The 17,386-nt window shown below is 61.2% G+C and carries 16 protein-coding genes and 1 rRNA gene; 8 read left to right on the forward strand and 9 right to left on the reverse strand.

The genetic code is table 11. The features are described from left to right. Positions 1-5: 5 nt before the first annotated feature. From KBC96_01605 to KBC96_01615, 3 genes are all read left to right on the forward strand, one after another. Positions 6-1,247, forward strand: a complete 1,242-nt coding sequence (locus KBC96_01605) for an MFS transporter (protein ID MBP6963078.1) — start codon at positions 6-8, stop codon at positions 1,245-1,247. Between the two features lie 158 nt (positions 1,248-1,405). Then, on the forward strand, positions 1,406-1,723 hold the full coding sequence (locus KBC96_01610; protein MBP6963079.1) for a hypothetical protein: 318 nt from the start codon (positions 1,406-1,408) through the stop codon (positions 1,721-1,723). Continuing rightward, positions 1,710-2,603, forward strand: a complete 894-nt coding sequence (locus KBC96_01615; protein ID MBP6963080.1) for a deoxyribonuclease IV — start codon at positions 1,710-1,712, stop codon at positions 2,601-2,603. Before KBC96_01610 ends, KBC96_01615 begins: the two co-directional genes overlap by 14 nt. A gap of 63 nt (positions 2,604-2,666) precedes the next feature. Here KBC96_01615 and KBC96_01620 read toward each other — a convergent pair whose 3' ends face one another. From KBC96_01620 to ligA, 8 genes are read right to left on the reverse strand one after another with little or no spacing between them, the layout of a single operon-like run. Then, complete coding sequence (locus tag KBC96_01620; GenBank protein ID MBP6963081.1) at positions 2,667-2,882, reverse strand: hypothetical protein; 216 nt, start codon at positions 2,880-2,882, stop codon at positions 2,667-2,669. Between the two features lie 32 nt (positions 2,883-2,914). Next, complete coding sequence (locus KBC96_01625; protein ID MBP6963082.1) at positions 2,915-3,823, reverse strand: aminotransferase class IV family protein; 909 nt, start codon at positions 3,821-3,823, stop codon at positions 2,915-2,917. Further along, on the reverse strand, positions 3,820-5,160 hold the full coding sequence (gene pabB / locus KBC96_01630) for an aminodeoxychorismate synthase component I (GenBank protein ID MBP6963083.1): 1,341 nt from the start codon (positions 5,158-5,160) through the stop codon (positions 3,820-3,822). Before pabB ends, KBC96_01625 begins: the two co-directional genes overlap by 4 nt. 15 nt (positions 5,161-5,175) lie before the next feature. Next, the gene (locus KBC96_01635) at positions 5,176-5,832 is read right to left on the reverse strand and encodes a uracil-DNA glycosylase (GenBank protein MBP6963084.1); all 657 of its coding nucleotides are present in this window, start codon (positions 5,830-5,832) and stop codon (positions 5,176-5,178) included. Position 5,833: 1 nt separating this feature from the next. Continuing rightward, positions 5,834-6,328 (reverse strand): HIT domain-containing protein, encoded by a 495-nt coding sequence (locus tag KBC96_01640; protein ID MBP6963085.1) that lies wholly within the window; start codon positions 6,326-6,328, stop codon positions 5,834-5,836. A gap of 50 nt (positions 6,329-6,378) precedes the next feature. Beyond that, on the reverse strand, positions 6,379-6,816 hold the full coding sequence (locus tag KBC96_01645) for a DUF1844 domain-containing protein (GenBank protein MBP6963086.1): 438 nt from the start codon (positions 6,814-6,816) through the stop codon (positions 6,379-6,381). Beyond that, positions 6,791-7,228: a VanZ family protein gene (locus tag KBC96_01650; GenBank protein MBP6963087.1), complete on the reverse strand. Its 438-nt coding sequence runs from the start codon at positions 7,226-7,228 to the stop codon at positions 6,791-6,793. The genes KBC96_01645 and KBC96_01650 overlap by 26 nt, the downstream gene beginning before the upstream one ends. A gap of 22 nt (positions 7,229-7,250) precedes the next feature. Beyond that, entirely contained in the window at positions 7,251-9,269 is a 2,019-nt protein-coding gene (gene ligA / locus KBC96_01655; GenBank protein ID MBP6963088.1) for an NAD-dependent DNA ligase LigA, read from the reverse strand. Positions 9,270-9,453: 184 nt separating this feature from the next. Between ligA and KBC96_01660 the strand changes: the two genes are divergently transcribed. Continuing rightward, a complete protein-coding gene (locus KBC96_01660; GenBank protein ID MBP6963089.1) occupies positions 9,454-10,851 on the forward strand; it encodes a beta-galactosidase in 1,398 nt (465 codons plus the stop codon). 84 nt (positions 10,852-10,935) lie between these two features. Here KBC96_01660 and greA read toward each other — a convergent pair whose 3' ends face one another. Then, positions 10,936-11,412, reverse strand: a complete 477-nt coding sequence (gene greA / locus KBC96_01665) for a transcription elongation factor GreA (GenBank protein ID MBP6963090.1) — start codon at positions 11,410-11,412, stop codon at positions 10,936-10,938. Positions 11,413-11,879: 467 nt separating this feature from the next. Between greA and KBC96_01670 the strand changes: the two genes are divergently transcribed. From KBC96_01670 to KBC96_01685, 4 genes are all read left to right on the forward strand, one after another. Beyond that, a complete protein-coding gene (locus KBC96_01670) occupies positions 11,880-15,182 on the forward strand; it encodes a hypothetical protein (protein ID MBP6963091.1) in 3,303 nt (1,100 codons plus the stop codon). Positions 15,183-15,295: 113 nt separating this feature from the next. Further along, the gene (locus KBC96_01675) at positions 15,296-15,835 is read left to right on the forward strand and encodes a PEP-CTERM sorting domain-containing protein (protein MBP6963092.1); all 540 of its coding nucleotides are present in this window, start codon (positions 15,296-15,298) and stop codon (positions 15,833-15,835) included. 103 nt (positions 15,836-15,938) lie between these two features. After that, positions 15,939-16,439: a PEP-CTERM sorting domain-containing protein gene (locus tag KBC96_01680; protein ID MBP6963093.1), complete on the forward strand. Its 501-nt coding sequence runs from the start codon at positions 15,939-15,941 to the stop codon at positions 16,437-16,439. Positions 16,440-16,977: 538 nt separating this feature from the next. Beyond that, a 16S ribosomal RNA gene (locus tag KBC96_01685) occupies positions 16,978-17,386 on the forward strand; the annotation flags it as partial.

The following is a 17,386-nucleotide window of genomic DNA, read 5'->3' on the forward strand; positions in this document are numbered from 1 at the left end:
AGACGTTGTTCTTCGCGAAGGCGGTGCGGGCCGACGCTCGAGACGCATACAAGAGGGATTCCGTCGGCGGCATGCTGGTGGGTTTCTACACCGGAGCCATCTTCCCGTTCATAGGCTTCATCGCAAGAGACAAGCTCCACGCGAGCGTTTCGCTCATCGCGCTTATGACTGCGGCGCCGTTTATCGGCAATATGTTCGCGCTCTTCTACGCCAATGCCATGGAGGGCCGGAAGAAACAGCCGTTCGTCGTCTGGTCCGGCGGCGTTGCGCGGGCCCTGTTCTTCCTCATGCTCTTTGCGACCACTCCGCTCAGATTCGCGCTGATAGTATCCGTGATCCAGATCGTCGCCACGGTAGCCACCCCCGCCTATGCCGCCGTGATGAAGGAGATCTACCCGGACGAACAGCGCGGGCAGATCATGGCTTACATACGCGTGGGCATGGCGATGATGACCTTCTTCTCGACGTTGCTGGTCGGACCTCTACTGTCGGGCGACAACTTCAGGTACATATTCCCGATCGCGGGACTGATCGGCGTGGGATCCTCCATCGCCTTCAGCACCATTAGGACCGCCGATGTTGATCCAAGCCATCCGGATAACAGAAAGACCCCTACGTGGCAGTTCCTGCGGTCCACGATGCTCATACTGCGCGACGACATCAACTACCGCTGGTTCGCCATCTCGATCTTCATCTTCGGGTTCGGCCATCTGTTGATCGCGCCGCTCTTTCCCGTGTATCAGGTGGATCGCCTCCGCATCACGGCGACCCAGGTGGCCGTCCTCTCCAATGTCACCAATGTCTTCTGGATGCTCTCCTATTTGTTCTGGGGCAAGTACGTGGACCTGCGGAGCCCGCTCAAGGCCGTTACGATCAACGTACTGCTGATCTGCTTCATCCCGCTGATCTACTTCTGGTCGAACAACGTATGGATGCTTCTGCCCGCCTCGGTCATCGCAGGCATTACCACCGGGGGGATTGACCTGAGCTACTTCAACAGCATCCTGAGGCTTGCGGATGAGGGAAAGGAATCGCAGTATCAGGCGCTCCACTCCTTCTGGCTGGGTGTCCGAGGAACTACTGCTCCCTTCGCGGGCGCGGCGCTGGTATCGCTCTTCAAGGCCAACGATCTGCAGATGCGGTATGTCTTTCTCATCGGGCTGGTGGTGATGCTGGCCGGGCTTGTCGCGCAGGTCGTCGGCGTGCGGGAGCGATACGGAACGCATAGCGCTGGCCTTCCAGGCTGATCAGACGGAAGGCCGAGCACCGTCACCCCGCTTCGGCGGCTTGGTTAGTCTGCCGTACCGGGGAGAACAGCCTTGCGGAGATGACCGCAAAGCCGTATAATCCATAGCGTACCCTCGTCACGTTTTCTCGTGGGAACTTCCGTCAAGGAGCGATTCAGTTGTCCGATACTTTCAAGCTGTCCCGGGTGGTTCGCACCGTTGCCTCGGAGATATATGTGATCTGGGAGGGTGAGCGCCGCGTCGGGCAGCTTCATCTGCACTATGCGCACTACACCATCCACGTCACGTTCATCTTCGAAGTGGACGTCTCCCTCTCCGAGGAAGAAGAGCTTCTCGCTATGGTTGACGACGATGTGGTGTCCTCGTACCTTCCCAGTTTCGAGCGTGAGGAGATGCTCGTGACGGTCTATCGGGGAGAGGAAACCAACGCGTTCAGCTATGCGCCCGACGGCCTCGAAGAGATTGACGACGAGTAGAACCCTGCCGAATCCAACCAAGGGCATGAGAATCGGGGCGCACGTCCGCACCGGAAAGGGTCTCGACGAAGCCGTCGAACGTGCCGGCGAGATCGGATGTGAGGCGCTCCAGGTCTTCGCGGCGAATCCGAGCGCCTGGCACACGCGTCCGATCCCGTCGGACATCGCGGCCGCGTTCCGATCCGGGATGACCGAGCGCGCTATGCGTCCCGCGGTGATCCACACGCAGTATCTCCTCAACCTCGCATCGCCCGACGACGAAATCCACGGGAGGTCAGTGCATGCCCTCGCGGACTCGCTGGTTCGGGCGGACGTGCTGGGCGCGGAGTTCGTGGTGACGCATATCGGAAGCCATCGGGGTCTCGGCGAGGAGTTCGGCCTGGAGCGAGTCCGGAATGCCGTCCGAGAGGCCCTCTCATCAGTCGAGTCGCCGGCGGTCCTGCTGCTCGAGAACGCCGCCGGGGCGGGCGATCTTCTTGGGGGAAGGTTCGAGGACCTGCGCGCCATCCTGCAGGGACTATCGCCGCTCGACGATCGTCTCGGGGTCTGCCTGGACACCGCGCATCTGTGGGGCGCCGGGTTCGATCTCTCCGATTCCGAAGGTGTGGAGCGCACCCTGGACCAGTTTGACGGTCTTGTCGGGCTGGATCGCTTGAAGGTCGTGCACCTCAACGACAGCCGGAGCGCCCTCGGCTCGCGCTCGGACCGTCATGCGAACATAGGGCAGGGGGAGATCGGGATGGTCGGGATCGAGGCCGTGATGCGCCATCCGGCGATGTCCGGGATGACCATCATCATCGAGACGCCGATGAAGACAGACGATGACCACGCGCGCGACATCGCGCTTCTCAAGGAAATGCGTTCGAGGATCAGTCCGTAGACCAGAGACTGTCAACGGAAGCTTCGGACTCTCGAGAGTTGCAGCCCGCGGGTCTGACTGGCGTCAACTGGGGAGCCGGTTCCTGGTCTGTTTCTCGAGGGCCCTTTCGAGTTGCCCGGTCGTCAGGTAACCGGTCTTGATAAGGAGTGAACCGATCGGCACCTTGTCTAGCCCCTTCTGATGTATCTCCGTCTGCATGTTCAGGCATTCGATTATCTGATCGCGGGACGCGAACCCCATATCCACGATTATCTCACCGAGCGGTTTCCTGTCTGCCATCTCCTATACTCCCCGTGATATTCTATATGATGTCATGCCCTGCCGACTCGGGAAGCCGGCGGCTCGGAAGTCAGCGATCGCACGTGTTCGCGGTACAGGTCGGACAGTCTGATCGTAGTCGGCCCGGGCGCCCCCGTGGCGAAGACCTTGTCCTCAATGGAACGAATCGGCGAGAGTTCCGCCGTGGAACTGGTCAGGAATGCCTCATCCGCCGCGAGCAGGTTTTCCAACGGGAACGCGCCCTCCGAGACGGTTATTCCATGTTTTCGGGCGATGTCGGCAATCACCGCGCGCGTGACTCCCGGCAGTATGCCGCATTCGAGCGACGGAGTGCAGAGCATGTCGTCCTTCGCCCAGAAGATGTTTGCGGAAGTTCCCTCGGAGACGTTCCCGGCAGTATTCAGGAGCAGCGAATCATCGAAGCCCCGGCTCTTTGCTTCGTTTCTCGGCAGGATCTTCCAGAGTATTCCTGTGTGCTTGATCCGGCTGAGCGGACTCCGCTCGTCGCTGCGGAACGAAGGCGATACCGTCATTCGCAAGCCATCGCCGAAGTCCGGTGGAGAAAACGGCTTGGCCAGCAGTATCAGCGTGGGCTTGTCGTGGACGAGGTCATACCACATCAACCCGGTTGCTCCTCGCGTAACCGTAATCCGCAGGTACGCATCGCCCGTCAGCCCGTTAGCGTCCAGCACCTGGCGCGCGGCTCCTCGAATCTCGTCCGCTTCCGGCGGGGTCATGCGGATTACCGAACACCCGCCGGCCATGCGGTCAATGTGCGCGTCCAGCATGAACGGCATGCCGTTGTAGACCCGTACTGTCTCGAATATCCCGTCGCCGTAGAGCAGCCCTCGGTTGCAGGCGGAGACCATTCCCTCGCTCGCCGGCATCAGCCTGCCGTCCACGTAAACGCTGCCCCAGGTCGTTCCCAGGTCCTTGCTCATTGCGGACATCCCAGTACCTCGAAGAAGGCGCGCCCCTTGTCGAGCGTCTCCTCGTATTCCATATCCGGGTCGGAATCCGCCACTATCCCGCCCCCTACGTGCAGATAGCAGACACCGTCCTTGAAGACTGCCGTTCGGATCGCGATGCTCAAGTTCATCGAGCCGTCGCAATCCATGCAGCCGATCGCCCCGCAGTAGACGTATCTGCGAACCGGCTCCAGTTCGGCGATGATCTCCATCGCGCGAATCTTCGGCGCGCCGGTGATCGAGCCTCCCGGGAAGCAGGCCTCCAGCAGATCCACCCGGTCGCGGTCCTCTCGGAGCCTGCCCGTGATGGTGGACACGAGATGGTGCACCGTCGGATGGCTCTCCAGCGCGAACAGGTTGGGCACAGCGACCGTCCCGAACTCGCATATCCGGCCCAGGTCGTTTCGCTCCAGGTCAACGATCATCACGTTCTCGGCGCGGTCCTTATCACTGGCGAGCAGTTCGTCCGCCAGGCGCCGATCGAGTCCGCTCGTCGTGCCCCTGGGTCTCGTGCCCTTGATGGGCCGCGTTTCGACCCGACGGGTGTTCGCGTCGAGCGTCAGGAAACACTCGGGCGAGGAACTGACGATCTGCGCACCTCCAAGGTTCAGATACGCCGCGTAGGGTGCGGGATTCCTCTCCCGCAGGGCAAGGTAAGTCTGCCAGGGCGGTGCGTCAGTCGGTATCGCGTACCTCTGCGACAGGTTCACCTGGTACGTGTCGCCTGCGGTGATGTATGCCTTGACCCTGCTGACCGCCTCGCGGTACTCCGATCTGGTGAAGCCGGATGCGGGCCTCCCGGAACTCCATCCGCGTCGGAGGAACGGGCCGGGGCTGTCCGTCAGTCCGAATGGATCGGTCGAACCGTGCCGCGTCAGTCGCCGCTCCACATGATCGAAGACGAGAGCGGATTCGTAGAAACCGATCCAACAGTCGGGCAGCGGCGGCTCGGACGGAGGAGGCGCGGGGATCGGGTCGTCTCTGAGGTGGTCGTGAACCTCGTACCCGAGATACCCTACGGCGGTCGTGCCGGGCGGAACCTCCCGCAGAGCGTACCGGAGTCCCTGGAGGATCGAATCATACGACTTCTTGCCGCTGCCAGAGGTTAGAGTCGCGGCGCCGTTCCGTCCCTCGAGCACCGAGTGCGGCCTGACGCAAATCACCGAGAGCCTCCCGCCGGAGCCGGGCTGGCTCTCGAGGAGCGCCGATCCGGTCCGGCCGGCGAACCCGGCAAACACATCGCCCGGATCGGCCCACGGCAACTCAACCCGTCGAGCGTCCTTGTCTGTGATAGCGAGGTTAAGCGGCATGGAGGTGTGATCTCTCTAGAAGAGTGTCAGGTTCTGCGGCTCGGCCTTTGGCTCTGCCTTAGGTTCCTTCTTCAGTTCGATAACCTTACGACGCGCCGAAGCGATGTCGTCCGACAACTGTCGCCGCGCAGTTTCGAACTCGGCCCCGTGCTGCCGAAGGACGTACGCGGGGTGAAGCGCCGCCATCGCGTATCTGGCGTAGGTGCTGGTGAACCAGATGCCTCGTTCCTTGGTCATGCGGAAGTCGCGGTGAATTATCACATTGGCGGCCGGCGCGCCGAGGCACAGGATGACGAGCGGCTTCATGATGTCGAGTTGCTGTCGGAGCCAGGGGAGGCAGGCGGTAACTTCCTCCGTGCGGGGTGGACGGTTTCGCACACTGGCGCCCTCTCGGATACTCGCCCTGCACTTCACGACGTTGCAGATATAGACGTGCTTTCTGGTGATCCCGTTCTCCCGCAGCACCTCGTCGAGAAGCTGCCCCGCGCGTCCTACGAACGGCCTCCCCGTAGCATCCTCGTTTGCTCCGGGGCCCTCGCCGACGAGCACCAGCGGCGTGTTCGGATTGCCCTCTCCGAAGACCACGTTCGTGCGAGTCTCCGAGAGCTCGCAGGACTCGCAGACGATCGCCTGCTGTCTGACTTCCTCCAGCCTCTCCTCGATTTCCGTCATGCTATGGGTCCCCCAACTCGGCCATTCTGCGCAGGAGTTTGTCGTAGGTCGCCTCGATGCTCTCGGGCAGTACCTTTGTGTTGCCGACTATCGGCATGAAGTTGGTGTCTCCGTTCCATCGGGGAACGATGTGCCAGTGGACGTGATCCGCAAACCCGGCGCCGGCAGTGCGCCCGAGGTTCACGCCGAGGTTGAAACCGTCCGGCCCCATAGCGGTTCCGACTGCGTTTATAGCATACCTTACCAGGCGGTTGACCTCCAGCATCTCCTCGTCGCTGAGTTCGTTCAGGTCGGCGGTGTGTCTGTAAGGCGCGACCATGGCGTGGCCGGTGTTGTACGGGAACGCGTTCATCATGACGAACGCCGTCTCGCCGCGATACAGGATGCCGTTCTCGCGATCCCTGGCCTCGGCGGGCTTCACGCAGAATATGCACCCGGGAAGATCGTCCGCCTTCTCGATGTAGTCCATTCGCCAGGGCGCCCAGAGAGTCCGCATCGGTTCTCGTCGTTGGTCGTCGGACACTTATCGGTCCTTTCTTCTGGCGCTCAACTCTGCCGGACGAAATTGATTCGCAGGTCGCTAAGCATAGACTGAAGCTCCTTGGAGTCCGCGTCAGAGATCTTGCCGTCGAGTTGTGTCGCCAGCGCCGCGATAGAGTCAATCGCGACCTTCGCCTGAACGAGGTCCTTCTCGATCTTTCCGGTCGAAGGGTCCGTCACAAGCCCCATCCACTGCCATGCCTGCGCGCCCAGCATGCCGATGAATGACATCAGGAGCGTGTACACATCTATCGGAGGCATTGCGGGAGGAGTCTCCTCCGAGGGACCCTCTGATTCGACGGTCTCGTCGCACGAGGCCTCTGCGAACGTCTCGATCTCTGGCGATTCATCGGGCGGCTCGGGCGCCGGACCGTCCGAATCCGGCGCGTCGGCTCTCACCCGGCGTTTGTCAATCACTTCATAGCCTTTTTCTTCCTCGGACACTTGTTGTCCCTCCGTTTCCCAAGATACTACCGATCAGAACGATCAGTGATACCGCCGCGAGTGTTCCGGTCGCGTCGGCCAACCAGTCATTCAACTCCGCGTTGCGTCCCGGAACGAAGTACTGGTGCGCCTCGTCCGAGAGGCCGTGCAGCATGGACACGAGCATCGCCTGAGCGACTGCCGTGAGTTTCGCGCCTAGAGAAACCATCAGTGCCCCCCGGTAGGCCAGCATCGTCAGTCCGAAGTACGCACCTGCGTGAATCGCCTTGTCGGAGAGGGAAGTCCTGCCTTCGAGCGGCATGTCCGGCTGGGCCGAGGCGAAGAAGATGATCGTCATGTATGCTATGACGGGTCCCCACGCGTAGACCGCGCGTGTCCAGCCGATGTTCTGCTGAGCGTGTCGGCCTATCATCTCTGTGCTCCGCACGCCCATCTCAAGAGACCATCTCCTCGAACTCCTTCTCCGTCAGAACGGTTGTTCCCAGTTCCCGTGCCTTTTCGAGCTTCGATCCTGCGCCCTCCCCGGCGACGACGAAGTCGGTGTTCCTGCTGACGCTCGATGACGCCTTTCCGCCGAGCCGCCGAACCTTCTCCTCAGCGTCCTCTCTCGTGAACCGTTCGAGCGCGCCGGTGAAGACGAAGGTCTTGCCGGCGATCCCCGGCCGGGACTGCATCGGCCCGGCCGACTGAGTCGCGACGCCCGCCTCGCGCAGCTTGAGGAGTACCTCGCGGTTCTCCGGCTCGCGGAAGAAACGGGCGACGCTCGAGGCGACCACCGGGCCGACATCGGTAACCCCCGCGAGTTCTTCCTCGGAGGAGTCCGCCAGAGCCTCGATGCTGCCGAACCGGTCTGCCAGGGCCTGAGATGTCTGCTCGCCGACATGCCTGATGCCCAAGCCGTTGATCAGCCGCGCCAGGGGCCGGCTCTTGCTCGCCTGAATGGCGCTGTATGCATTCGATGCGGATCTCTCGGCCATGCGGTCCAGGGTCATCAGTTGCTCGATGGTCAGGTAGTACAGGTCGGCCGGATCTCGAACTAGCTCGCGATCTATGAGTTGGTCTATCTGCGCCGGGCCGACGCCCTCGATGTCCATCGCACCCCTGGATGCGAAGTGCCGGACGCGCTCCTTGATCTGCGCCGGACATGAGATATTCACGCACCGCGCAACTGCCTCTCCTTCGGGCCTCTCCACGTCGCCGCCGCAGACCGGGCACTTGCTCGGCATGACGAACTCGCGCTCCGTGCCGGTGCGCTTGTCGAGCATGACCTGGACCACCTCGGGTATTACGTCGCCCGCGCGCTGGATCACCACTGTGTCTCCGATGCGGACGTCCTTCCGGCGGATTTCGTCCTCGTTGTGCAGCGTCGCCCGCGAGACGGTCACGCCGCCGACCTCGACCGGCTCCATGACCGCGACCGGCGTCAGCGCGCCGGTGCGTCCGACGCCTACGACAATATCACGGACTACCGTCGTCTCCTGGGTGGCCGGGAACTTGTACGCGGTTGCCCAGCGGGGACTCCTCGCCACGAATCCGAGGCGCTCCTGCAGTTCCAGGGAGTTCACTTTGACCACCACACCGTCTATGTCATAACCGAGAGTCTCGCGCATCTCTCCCCATTCGACGATGAACGCCCGAACGTCCTCGATGCTCTTGCAGAGCCGAATGTTCGGGTTGACCTTGAACCCCCAGGTCTTGAAGGCCTCCAGCATATCGAAATGAGAGTCGAACCCACCGTCTTCCAGGTATCCGGCGCCGTAGACGAACATGTCGAGGTTCCTGCTCGCGGTGATCGCGGAATCCAGTTGTCGGACCGACCCGGCCGCCGCGTTGCGCGGGTTCGCGAAGGTCTGCTCTCCGGATTCCTCGCGCTCGAGGTTGATCCTCCGGAACTCCTCGTGCAGCATGAACACCTCGCCCCGGACCTCGACCAAACTCGGGACCTCGGGTTTCGAGTTCCCAAGTACTGCAAGCGGTATCGCCCTGACAGTCCTCAGGTTCGCCGTGATATCTTCGCCCGAGAAGCCGTCCCCGCGAGTCGCGCCCTTGACGAATCGGCCGTTCTCATAGGTCAGAGAGACCGCGAGGCCGTCAATCTTGAGTTCCGCGACGTACTCGATATCCCCTTGCTCCTCAACGTCCAGCATCCGCTTGATGCGCCTGTCGAAGGCAAGGAGTTCGTCGTCGCCGAATGCGTTTGAGAGACTCAGCATCGGCAGCCGATGCGTGTACGACTCGAAAGCGGTCGCGGGTGCGGCGCCGACTCGCTGCGTGGGTGAATCAGGGGTGACTAGGTCGGGATGCTCGGCCTCGATGGCGAGCAGTTCTCTCATCAGCTTGTCGTATTCCGCGTCGGAGATCACGGGCTGATCGAGCACGTAGTATCGGTGGTTGTGATAGTTGATCTGCTGCCGGAGTTCCTCAATCCTCTCAGCAGTTCTGCTTTCTTCCATATCGGCTTCCCGTGGACTGCGCCGGCTCTGCATCGCTCTCGATTCCAGCGGAATTCTACGATTTGCCCCCGTCTTTGTCAAACCCGCCGCGGATTCTTGACCTCCCATCCGTGCGATGCTAGAATGCGGGCGTTCCAGTGCAGAACCCGGGGGTCTATCCCGTCCCGCGCAACAGGAGGTAGTAATGTCGAAGTCGCTGATATCAAAGTCCGCGTCTCTGTGCGTCGTGCTCTCTATCCTGATGTCGGCAGTCTCCTATGCAGGCACAGTCAGTACCCGGGAGCCGATCCGACTGACGGACGGTCAGGCCCTCAAGTCAGTATACTTCTTCGGCCACTGGTGGGAACCCTGGAAGAGCGACGATGTGGCGTTCACCAAGGACATACGGCTGATCAAAGACCTCGGCTTCAATACGATCTGCGTTGACCACGAGGTCAGCCAGGCGATCAATCGCGACTGGTACTGGCTGGATCGGGAGTACAGGCTCGCGGGCGAGGAAGGGATGAGAGTCCTTCCGTGGCTGCAACTCCAATCCATGGATCGCGAGAGCCTGATGAAGTTCTCCCAGCGCGAGTTGAAGCAGGCCGTGAACCAGGACGGGCAGCCGGTGCCGGACGGGTGCGACTTCCGGGACGGCGAGTTCAAGAAGGCCCTCGCGCACTACATAAACGCCTACCTCGATCGTTACAGGGACAATCCGGCTCTGCTTCGGATAAGGGACGGCAGGAAGGACCGACCGGTAGTGGCTCTGATGGTCGAGATCGGCTGGCGCGACGAGCGCGGGCTTCCGCTCTCATTCGACGACGATGCCAACTCCTACTTCCGCAAGTGGATGAAGGCATCGCACTTCAACCTGGACAAACTGAACGAGAAGTGGGGCACCGGATATCGGAGTTTCGAGGACATTGACCCGCGCGACAAGACGATCTTCAACTACGCTTTCGAGGACAAGCGCAACATGCCGGCTGCGGTGAAGGAGCACACGGCATTCCGCGCCCGGATCATCGGCGACGCGATGAAGGACGTGGCCAGAGAAGTCAGGAGGAAGCACGGCGACGTGCTCTTCGCTGTTGAGGTTGCGTACCCGTTCAACGCGGATCACCCGGATGCGCTTGCTTACAGGTGGAACAATGCGAACGAGATCAGGATCGTTGATTTCGCGGATATTGTGTTCATCCGCACGGTGGGGAACACTTCCTTGGGCCAGGTGAAGAAAGATCAGGACGCATTGATGACGGCGCGGAAGAAGGTCGTACTCGCATACCGGTTCTACGGCGATTCGTCCGCCGAACGCGCGTCGGCGTTCGCCCTCGACTGTGCCATGTCCGCGAACGGGCTCGGATACTACAACTGGAATGAGACGGCGGACAGCGCCTCCGCGATCTACGACGACCCGGTGCGGCAGGGGTTCGCGCGGCTCATGAACGGCGCCTATGACATGCTCCTCGATACGGACTCCCGACACCTCGTTGCCGGGTCCGCAGCCGCGCCGGTGGAAGTTGCCCCTGCGCCTCCGGTGGCTCCGGCCGTCATCGAACCTGCGCCCGTTCAGCCGCCGACGGCCCCCGCGCAACCCCAATAGCAAGGCGCTCTCGCGCAATCCGACAGACGCGCAGACGCCCCGCCTCGAGGAGAGACGGGGCGTCGGGACTTGTGCCGGGCCGCGCTACTCTATACTGACGACCTCGAACTCCAGCACCCCGCAGGGCGCCTCGACGGAGATGCGTTCGCCAGCCTTCCGGCCGAGCAGTGCGGCTCCCATGTTCGATTCGTACGATATTCTTCCCTCGGATGGGTCCGCTTCCGGAGGACCTACTATGGTGTAGTGGTCCTCGAACCCGTCGGCGACGTCTCGGACCAGCACCTTGGAGCCGACGCCTATCTCCTCGATCGGGCCGTTGCCCTCGAGTACAGTCGCCGTATCCAGAATCCGCTTGAGATCCCTGATTCGGGCCTCCATCAGCCCCTGTTGGCGCTTTGCATCATGGTAGTCGAAGTTCTCGGCGAGATCGCCGAGAGCCATCGCCTCCTTCAGTCGTAGCACGACGGCGGGACGCTCGATGGTTAGCAGACGATTGAGTTCGCGCCTGATGTCGTCGTATCCCTGCTGTGTCAGTATCGTTCCTCTGTGCTCAGTGTCCAATGCTCTATCACCTGCAGTATTACCCGGGGGCCGCCGTAACGGTCGGTGCCGTGCTTGGATTCTACCACAGATTGGCCGAGAACGGAACTGGTGTGTGCCTGGTCTCAGAGTTTCCTGGTATTTGTGCTGGGTTTTGAGAAATCACTTGACGCATCGGGCATAGCGTGATAACATTTTCTTACGAATACTGTAAGTATGCAGTGTCGTGAATCTTCAGTCTGGTAAGTCCAGCGACCTGTGTGCTTCATTCCAGGCGGGACCTTGGAAAGCAGCACTCTACAAGAAAGAACGCGGTGGGCAGTGACATGATCCGTCGCCCACCAAACCCTCGATTCCGCCTGTCTTGCGAACCGATGTACTCTCCTGAATCTGCGCCGAACGCGCTCCGGACGGCGAACGTCCGGGCGCGAACCGCGTTCGACAGGGAGTGTTTCGCTTACTTCGGAGGCATAAGAAGGAGGAGCATCATGTCACGAAAGATCGCGCTGTTGGCAGCTATCCTGTTGATTTGCGGCGGGATCGCCTGCGCGGATCCGCCGCCGCCGGGTCAGGCGGATCCGATCTCTTTGGACAAGCCTTCGCCCTCTGTGGCAAACTTCGGCTGCTGGCCGAGCCACATCTACGGCGAGGCCTTCGGACCCATGGGCATGGGATTTGATGTCGGCGGACCGGGACCGATCATTCACGTCAGAGCCCCGTTATACGGCCTCGGGATGATGGACGAGAACGACGCGCACTCCCTTGCAGACAACAACCCCAATGCGAGGCCCATTGTCTACTTCTCGGCCACGCGCCGATCGCGAGGCGCCTGGAACACTCAGTATCGCCACCAGGCAAATCGAAACCAGGCCGCCGGCGATCGGTTCGTGACCAACGGCTGGATGAACCTGAGTCCGGCCCAGTCCTATATGATGAACATGCCGGCCAGCTTGGTCCTATGGCAACCGGGATTCGGGCCGAACCTCCTGAGCGCCAACCAGACGCGCTACAACGAGATACCGTCAATCATGCCCGCCCAGGTCAACCCGACCATGGACCCTCTGAAGATAGACGACATGGACGCACTCGACTTGCTGCCGATGGATCTGAACGGCGACGAAATGCACGATATGCCGATCTACTTCTCACTCGCGCCGGGATCACCGAGCCTGCCGCCCACGAGGTCGCCGGCGGACATCTTCGTGAGCTGGCCGGGTTCGGGAGCGTTCAACCTGTGGGCTCCCGCCGCTTCGATGGGGCTCTGGCCGAACGACAATATTGACGCGCTGGTGGTGTATTTCGTCAGCGGCGTCGGACAGATGCCTCAGCCGGGCGTTGACTACGCATTGTTCTCCCTTGCACCGGGTAACAGCTTCGGCGCGTCTCCGTCCGACGTGTACGTGACGTCGTTCCAGGGCTACTCTACGCTGTACTTCCACGGTTCTCAAATCGGGCTCATAGGCAAAGACAATCTGGACGGGTTGGATGTCGAGACGGGGGTAGAGCAGGGCGCACTGCCCCAGATCTGGGATGAGCTTCCGACGGTGGTGGCTCCGCCTATGACCCCGATAGGTCCCGGACGCCGTGTTCCGGACAACACGCTGGTCAATCTCCACGGCATAGTGACGTTGATCGGCCCGGACTACATCTACATAGAAGAGCCCACCAGGGCCAGCGGGGTCCGCATTCAGACCATTCCGCCGTGGTATGTGAGCCTTGGGGATGACCTGCAAGCGGTCGGGATCATCGGAATGTACGACGGCGAACGGGCGGTGTTCCCGAGCGAGCCGGTCTCCGAGATCAGCTCGGACAACCCTATACCCGCTCCATTCGATCTGCGGACGCGTGCCGTCGGCGGAGGCGACCTTGATATCTCGAACCCGGGAGTCTCGAACGGCAGAGGCGCGCTGAACGTCGGTCTGAAGGTCAGGGTCATGGGGATGGTCACTGCGGTTGACCCCTCTCCCGTTCCTCGGTGGTTCTACATATGGGATGGCGCCAACAGCGACACCCAGCCGCTCAATGACGGCTCCGGCAATCTGGGTGTCAGGGTCGAGCAGACCGCGTTGACCACCCCGTGGATTCCCTGGAAAGACTGGGTCGAGGTGTTCGGTGTCGTCAGCACCGATGCGGCGGTCGTTCCGGGCCGCGTGATTCCGCTGATACTGCCCACCGCGCCCCCGGGCAAGGTGACCTCGTTCGACGCGATTCAGGCCCACCTCCGCTCGAGCTGGAACCTGACTGCGCTCCCCGTGGCTCCGGCGGGAACGAGCGACGGCATCGAGCACTCGGCGAAGCCGTGGGATCCGCCGGTCGTATTTGCCGGTGGCGATCCGACCCAACTCGACGGGCGCATGTACCGGTGGGAGTCGTGCAGCCAGAGCCTCTACACCTACGATATGTGGTCTGACGACCACGTCTCGAACGGGGCATGGGGTCCATTCGGCGGAGCGCTACTCGGCGACGGATACTGGGTAGATTCCTTCTTCGATGTTACGTTCACCTACTCGGGCAAGAAGTCCATTGAGGATAAGTGGGTGAGCGTGTGCAAGCCGGGATGGATAATCCTCGGTCATCCGAAGGAACAGATGATGCCTTGGGAGGACGTCAGAGTCCACGACGGAGCGCAGATAAAGACCCTCCGCGATGCATCTCAGTACGGGGCAAACTGGCTCAGTTCCGTCGGATATTGGTGGGACGCCGCCACGCAGAGCCTGATTGACGTCGGCATCCCGGACGACTGGCCTTCATCGCTGGACCTCGACAAAGGTCATGGGTACTGGTTCCAGTTCTACGAGGGCAACAAGGCACTGCTCTTCCCGGCCGATGCCACCGCGAGGTTCGAGCAGGTGGACTGGAATCTGGATGGATTCCTCACGCCGAACTCCGAGTGGGGAAGCCTCGATCTGACGTTCAGCGGCTCGGAGGACGTGCAGTATTTGAACCTGAGCGTGAACGGATCGTGGCAGGCGCAGAACGTTCCGCTCCTGAGCGTCGGCGGCACCAGCGGCCCGAAGACGCTGAACGTGATGTTCGACCTCGGCACGCCGCGCGGCATGCCGGTCGGAAACATCAGCTACGGCTACACAATAACCAAGCAGCCGCAGTACGCTGTGCCGTTGTCCGCCGGCGGAGCACTGGTTGGCGATCGGGAGTTCGAGCTCTACTCCGGGACAGAACCGGAGTCCATCGCAGGTCCGCCGGAGCCTGCGTCGGCGAACAAAGGCGAAAAGGCGACCAAGTCGGCGGCGCACAGCAAGCCGTTCCCGAACCAGGAGGCCGGCAAGAACGAGTGCGTTCCGGCCGCGGTCTCCAACAGCCTGCAGTTCCTGAACTCCCAGCACAGCCTCGGCATGGATGCTGGAGCCATTGACATCGGCGACATGAAGTCGGCGACCGGCTGGACGGCGCCCGGATGCGGCTGGACATGGTACAACAACAAGGCCGCATGGATGGCTGAGAAGAAACTGCCGATCAAGACCACGGCGAAGACCGCCGCGGCCGGGATCAACATGGATGACGTCATCAATGACATTCAGAACGGCAATGATGTCGAGTTGGTGGCGAAGTCGCCTAAGGGTGGCGGGCACTGCGTAGCGGTTACGGGATGCACTAAGAACGCGGACGGCACCTACTCGGTAACGATATCCCACGATACCGACCAGACCGACAACAGCAAGGGGACCACGACCGAAACCGTGACCTACGATCCGGCTACGGGCAAGTTCACCGGCGGGAGTCTGAACGGTTGGTCACTGCATCACGTAGTGACGGAGAGCCCGAAGAAGTAGCTCGGGCATTGCGGCGCGGGGCGGTCTTCGGGCCTGCTCCGCGCCTGCCGGCATCGCGGCGGCTGACTCCGCAGCTGACCGATACGCTGGTAGTTGAGAGGAGGTGAGAAAAGATGACGCGGATACTGTACGCGGTCCTTGCGGTCGTGTTTCTTCTGAGTCTCGCAGTGTCTGTTTCAGTTGCGAGTCCGCCGGTGATCGCTCCCTGGGTGGTTACCAAGGCGTACGACGCTCAGAAACAGATGAACGAGTATATCTACACGCTCGACTACCAGCACGGTTGGGACTATGCTGGACCCATATTCGACTTCCATCTGAATCTCGGGAACTGGACACCCGGCCAGATAGAGATCGTTCCGCCCGAGAACTGGGCAGGGTCATGGGACGGCGGCACATACGGGTGTCAGGATCCAAGCGGGAACTACCCCATCACGGTCGGCAACTACTGCTGGGGTTACTGGAAGATCTACGTGCGCCCCGGATATGGAGATGGCACCACTACGTGCTATTTTACCGACTGGCCGCACATGCCGGGCGTAGTCGCACAGCAGATGGGCGTGCTGATCCCTGCGGTTCCTGAGCCCGGATCGCTGCTCGTACTGGGCTCCGGCCTTATGGTCCTCGCGGGTTCGATCGTCCGGAAGCGCCGATAAGAGCGTGCAACAGAGCGGCATATCGTATGATGAAGAGCAGAGCCGGAGTCCGGCTCTCCCTTGGTCTGCCGATGTGCCGGAAACTGTAAGGAGGTGACGTGAAGTGAAAAAGATGTTAGTAGTTGCATGTCTCTGCGTCATGGTCGCGTTTGTGTCGGTCCCCGCCGTGGCCGCGCCGCAGGTCGTCCTGGACGGCTCGCCGGTCCCGGTCTCACCCGGTGTCTGGCAGTTCAACTACATCGTCAAGAACTACCAGAGTCCTCAGCACATCAATGATCTCGAGGTGGACGCTTCGATGTGCTATGGCTGGATCGAGATGGGCTGCCCCAATGACTGGATAGTCGTGATGCCGATCACGGGTCCGATGGCGCGGTGGGTCACGGAGGCTGCTCCGGTCTACGCGGAGACCGAAAAGTCCGGCTTCTGGGTCAGGGCTGCCGTTCCGACGTTCTACTACGGAGGAGCCATGTTCACCTACGGTCCGAACCACGAGGTGTTCGCTACGGGCACGATGGCGCTGCCGGTGCCTGAGCCGACCGGGCTGCTCGCGCTGGGAAGCGGGCTGTTCGGCGCGGCGGTGATAGCGCTGAAAAAGCGCAGGTAAGTCCGTGGGTGACTCCGAGCAGATCACTTGAGGGGAAGTCGCACCGGCGCCTTCCCCTTTTTGTCGGACTGATCCGGCGCCCGAATCCGCGCGCAGCAGCTGTGGTTTGGGACCGATCGAGCCGGCGAGATACATCAGCAAACAATTCTGGATTTCCCTTGACATACCGAATCGCACGTGCTAATATGTCGGTCGCCGCTGGTTGTCACAGCCGTGCCCGAAAGAGGGACGCGAAAAAAAAGTTCCGCGCAGGGCAAAAAAGTGTTGACAGGCCCGCGAGCGTGAGGTATAATACCTTTTGTTCGCTGGATGGAAAGCCTCCGGCGAGAACCTTGACAACTGAATAGTGCAAGCGGAGCAAACGTTGATTTCCAGTGGATAACGACGTGTGCCAGGTGAGTTTCAAACCAGGCTTGTTCGAGCAATCGAACAAGTCCGTTAGTCTCTTATGAAAGCTGAGAAACTGAGTGCTTTCCTCTAAGATCTGTCTCCCCAGTGGAGCGCTTCTTTCTGGAAGGCGGTCGGTTTTTTCTGTTTTTTGATGGAGAGTTTGATCCTGGCTCAGGACGAACGCTTGCGGCGTGCCTAAGAAATGCAAGTTGAGCGAGGGATCACGCTGACCAAAGCTTCGGCAGAGGTCTTGTGAAACCTAGCGGCGAACGGTCGCGTAACACGTAAGCAACCTGCCCTGAAGCGGGGGATAGCCCACCGAAAGGTGGATTAATACCGCATGTGGATGCTTTGTCGCATGGCAGAGTATCTAAAGCAGCAATGCACTTCAGGATGGGCTTGCGGCCTATCAGCTAGTTGGTGGGGTAACGGCCTACCAAGGCGACGACGGGTAGCTGGTCTGAGAGGATGGTCAGCCGGATTGGGACTGAGACACGGCCCAGACTCCTACGGGGGGCAGCAATTAGGAATCTTGCGCAATGGGCGAAAGCCTGACG

This window comes from Armatimonadota bacterium (assembly GCA_017993055.1).
Taxonomy (GTDB): domain Bacteria; phylum Armatimonadota; class UBA5829; order DTJY01; family DTJY01; genus JAGONM01.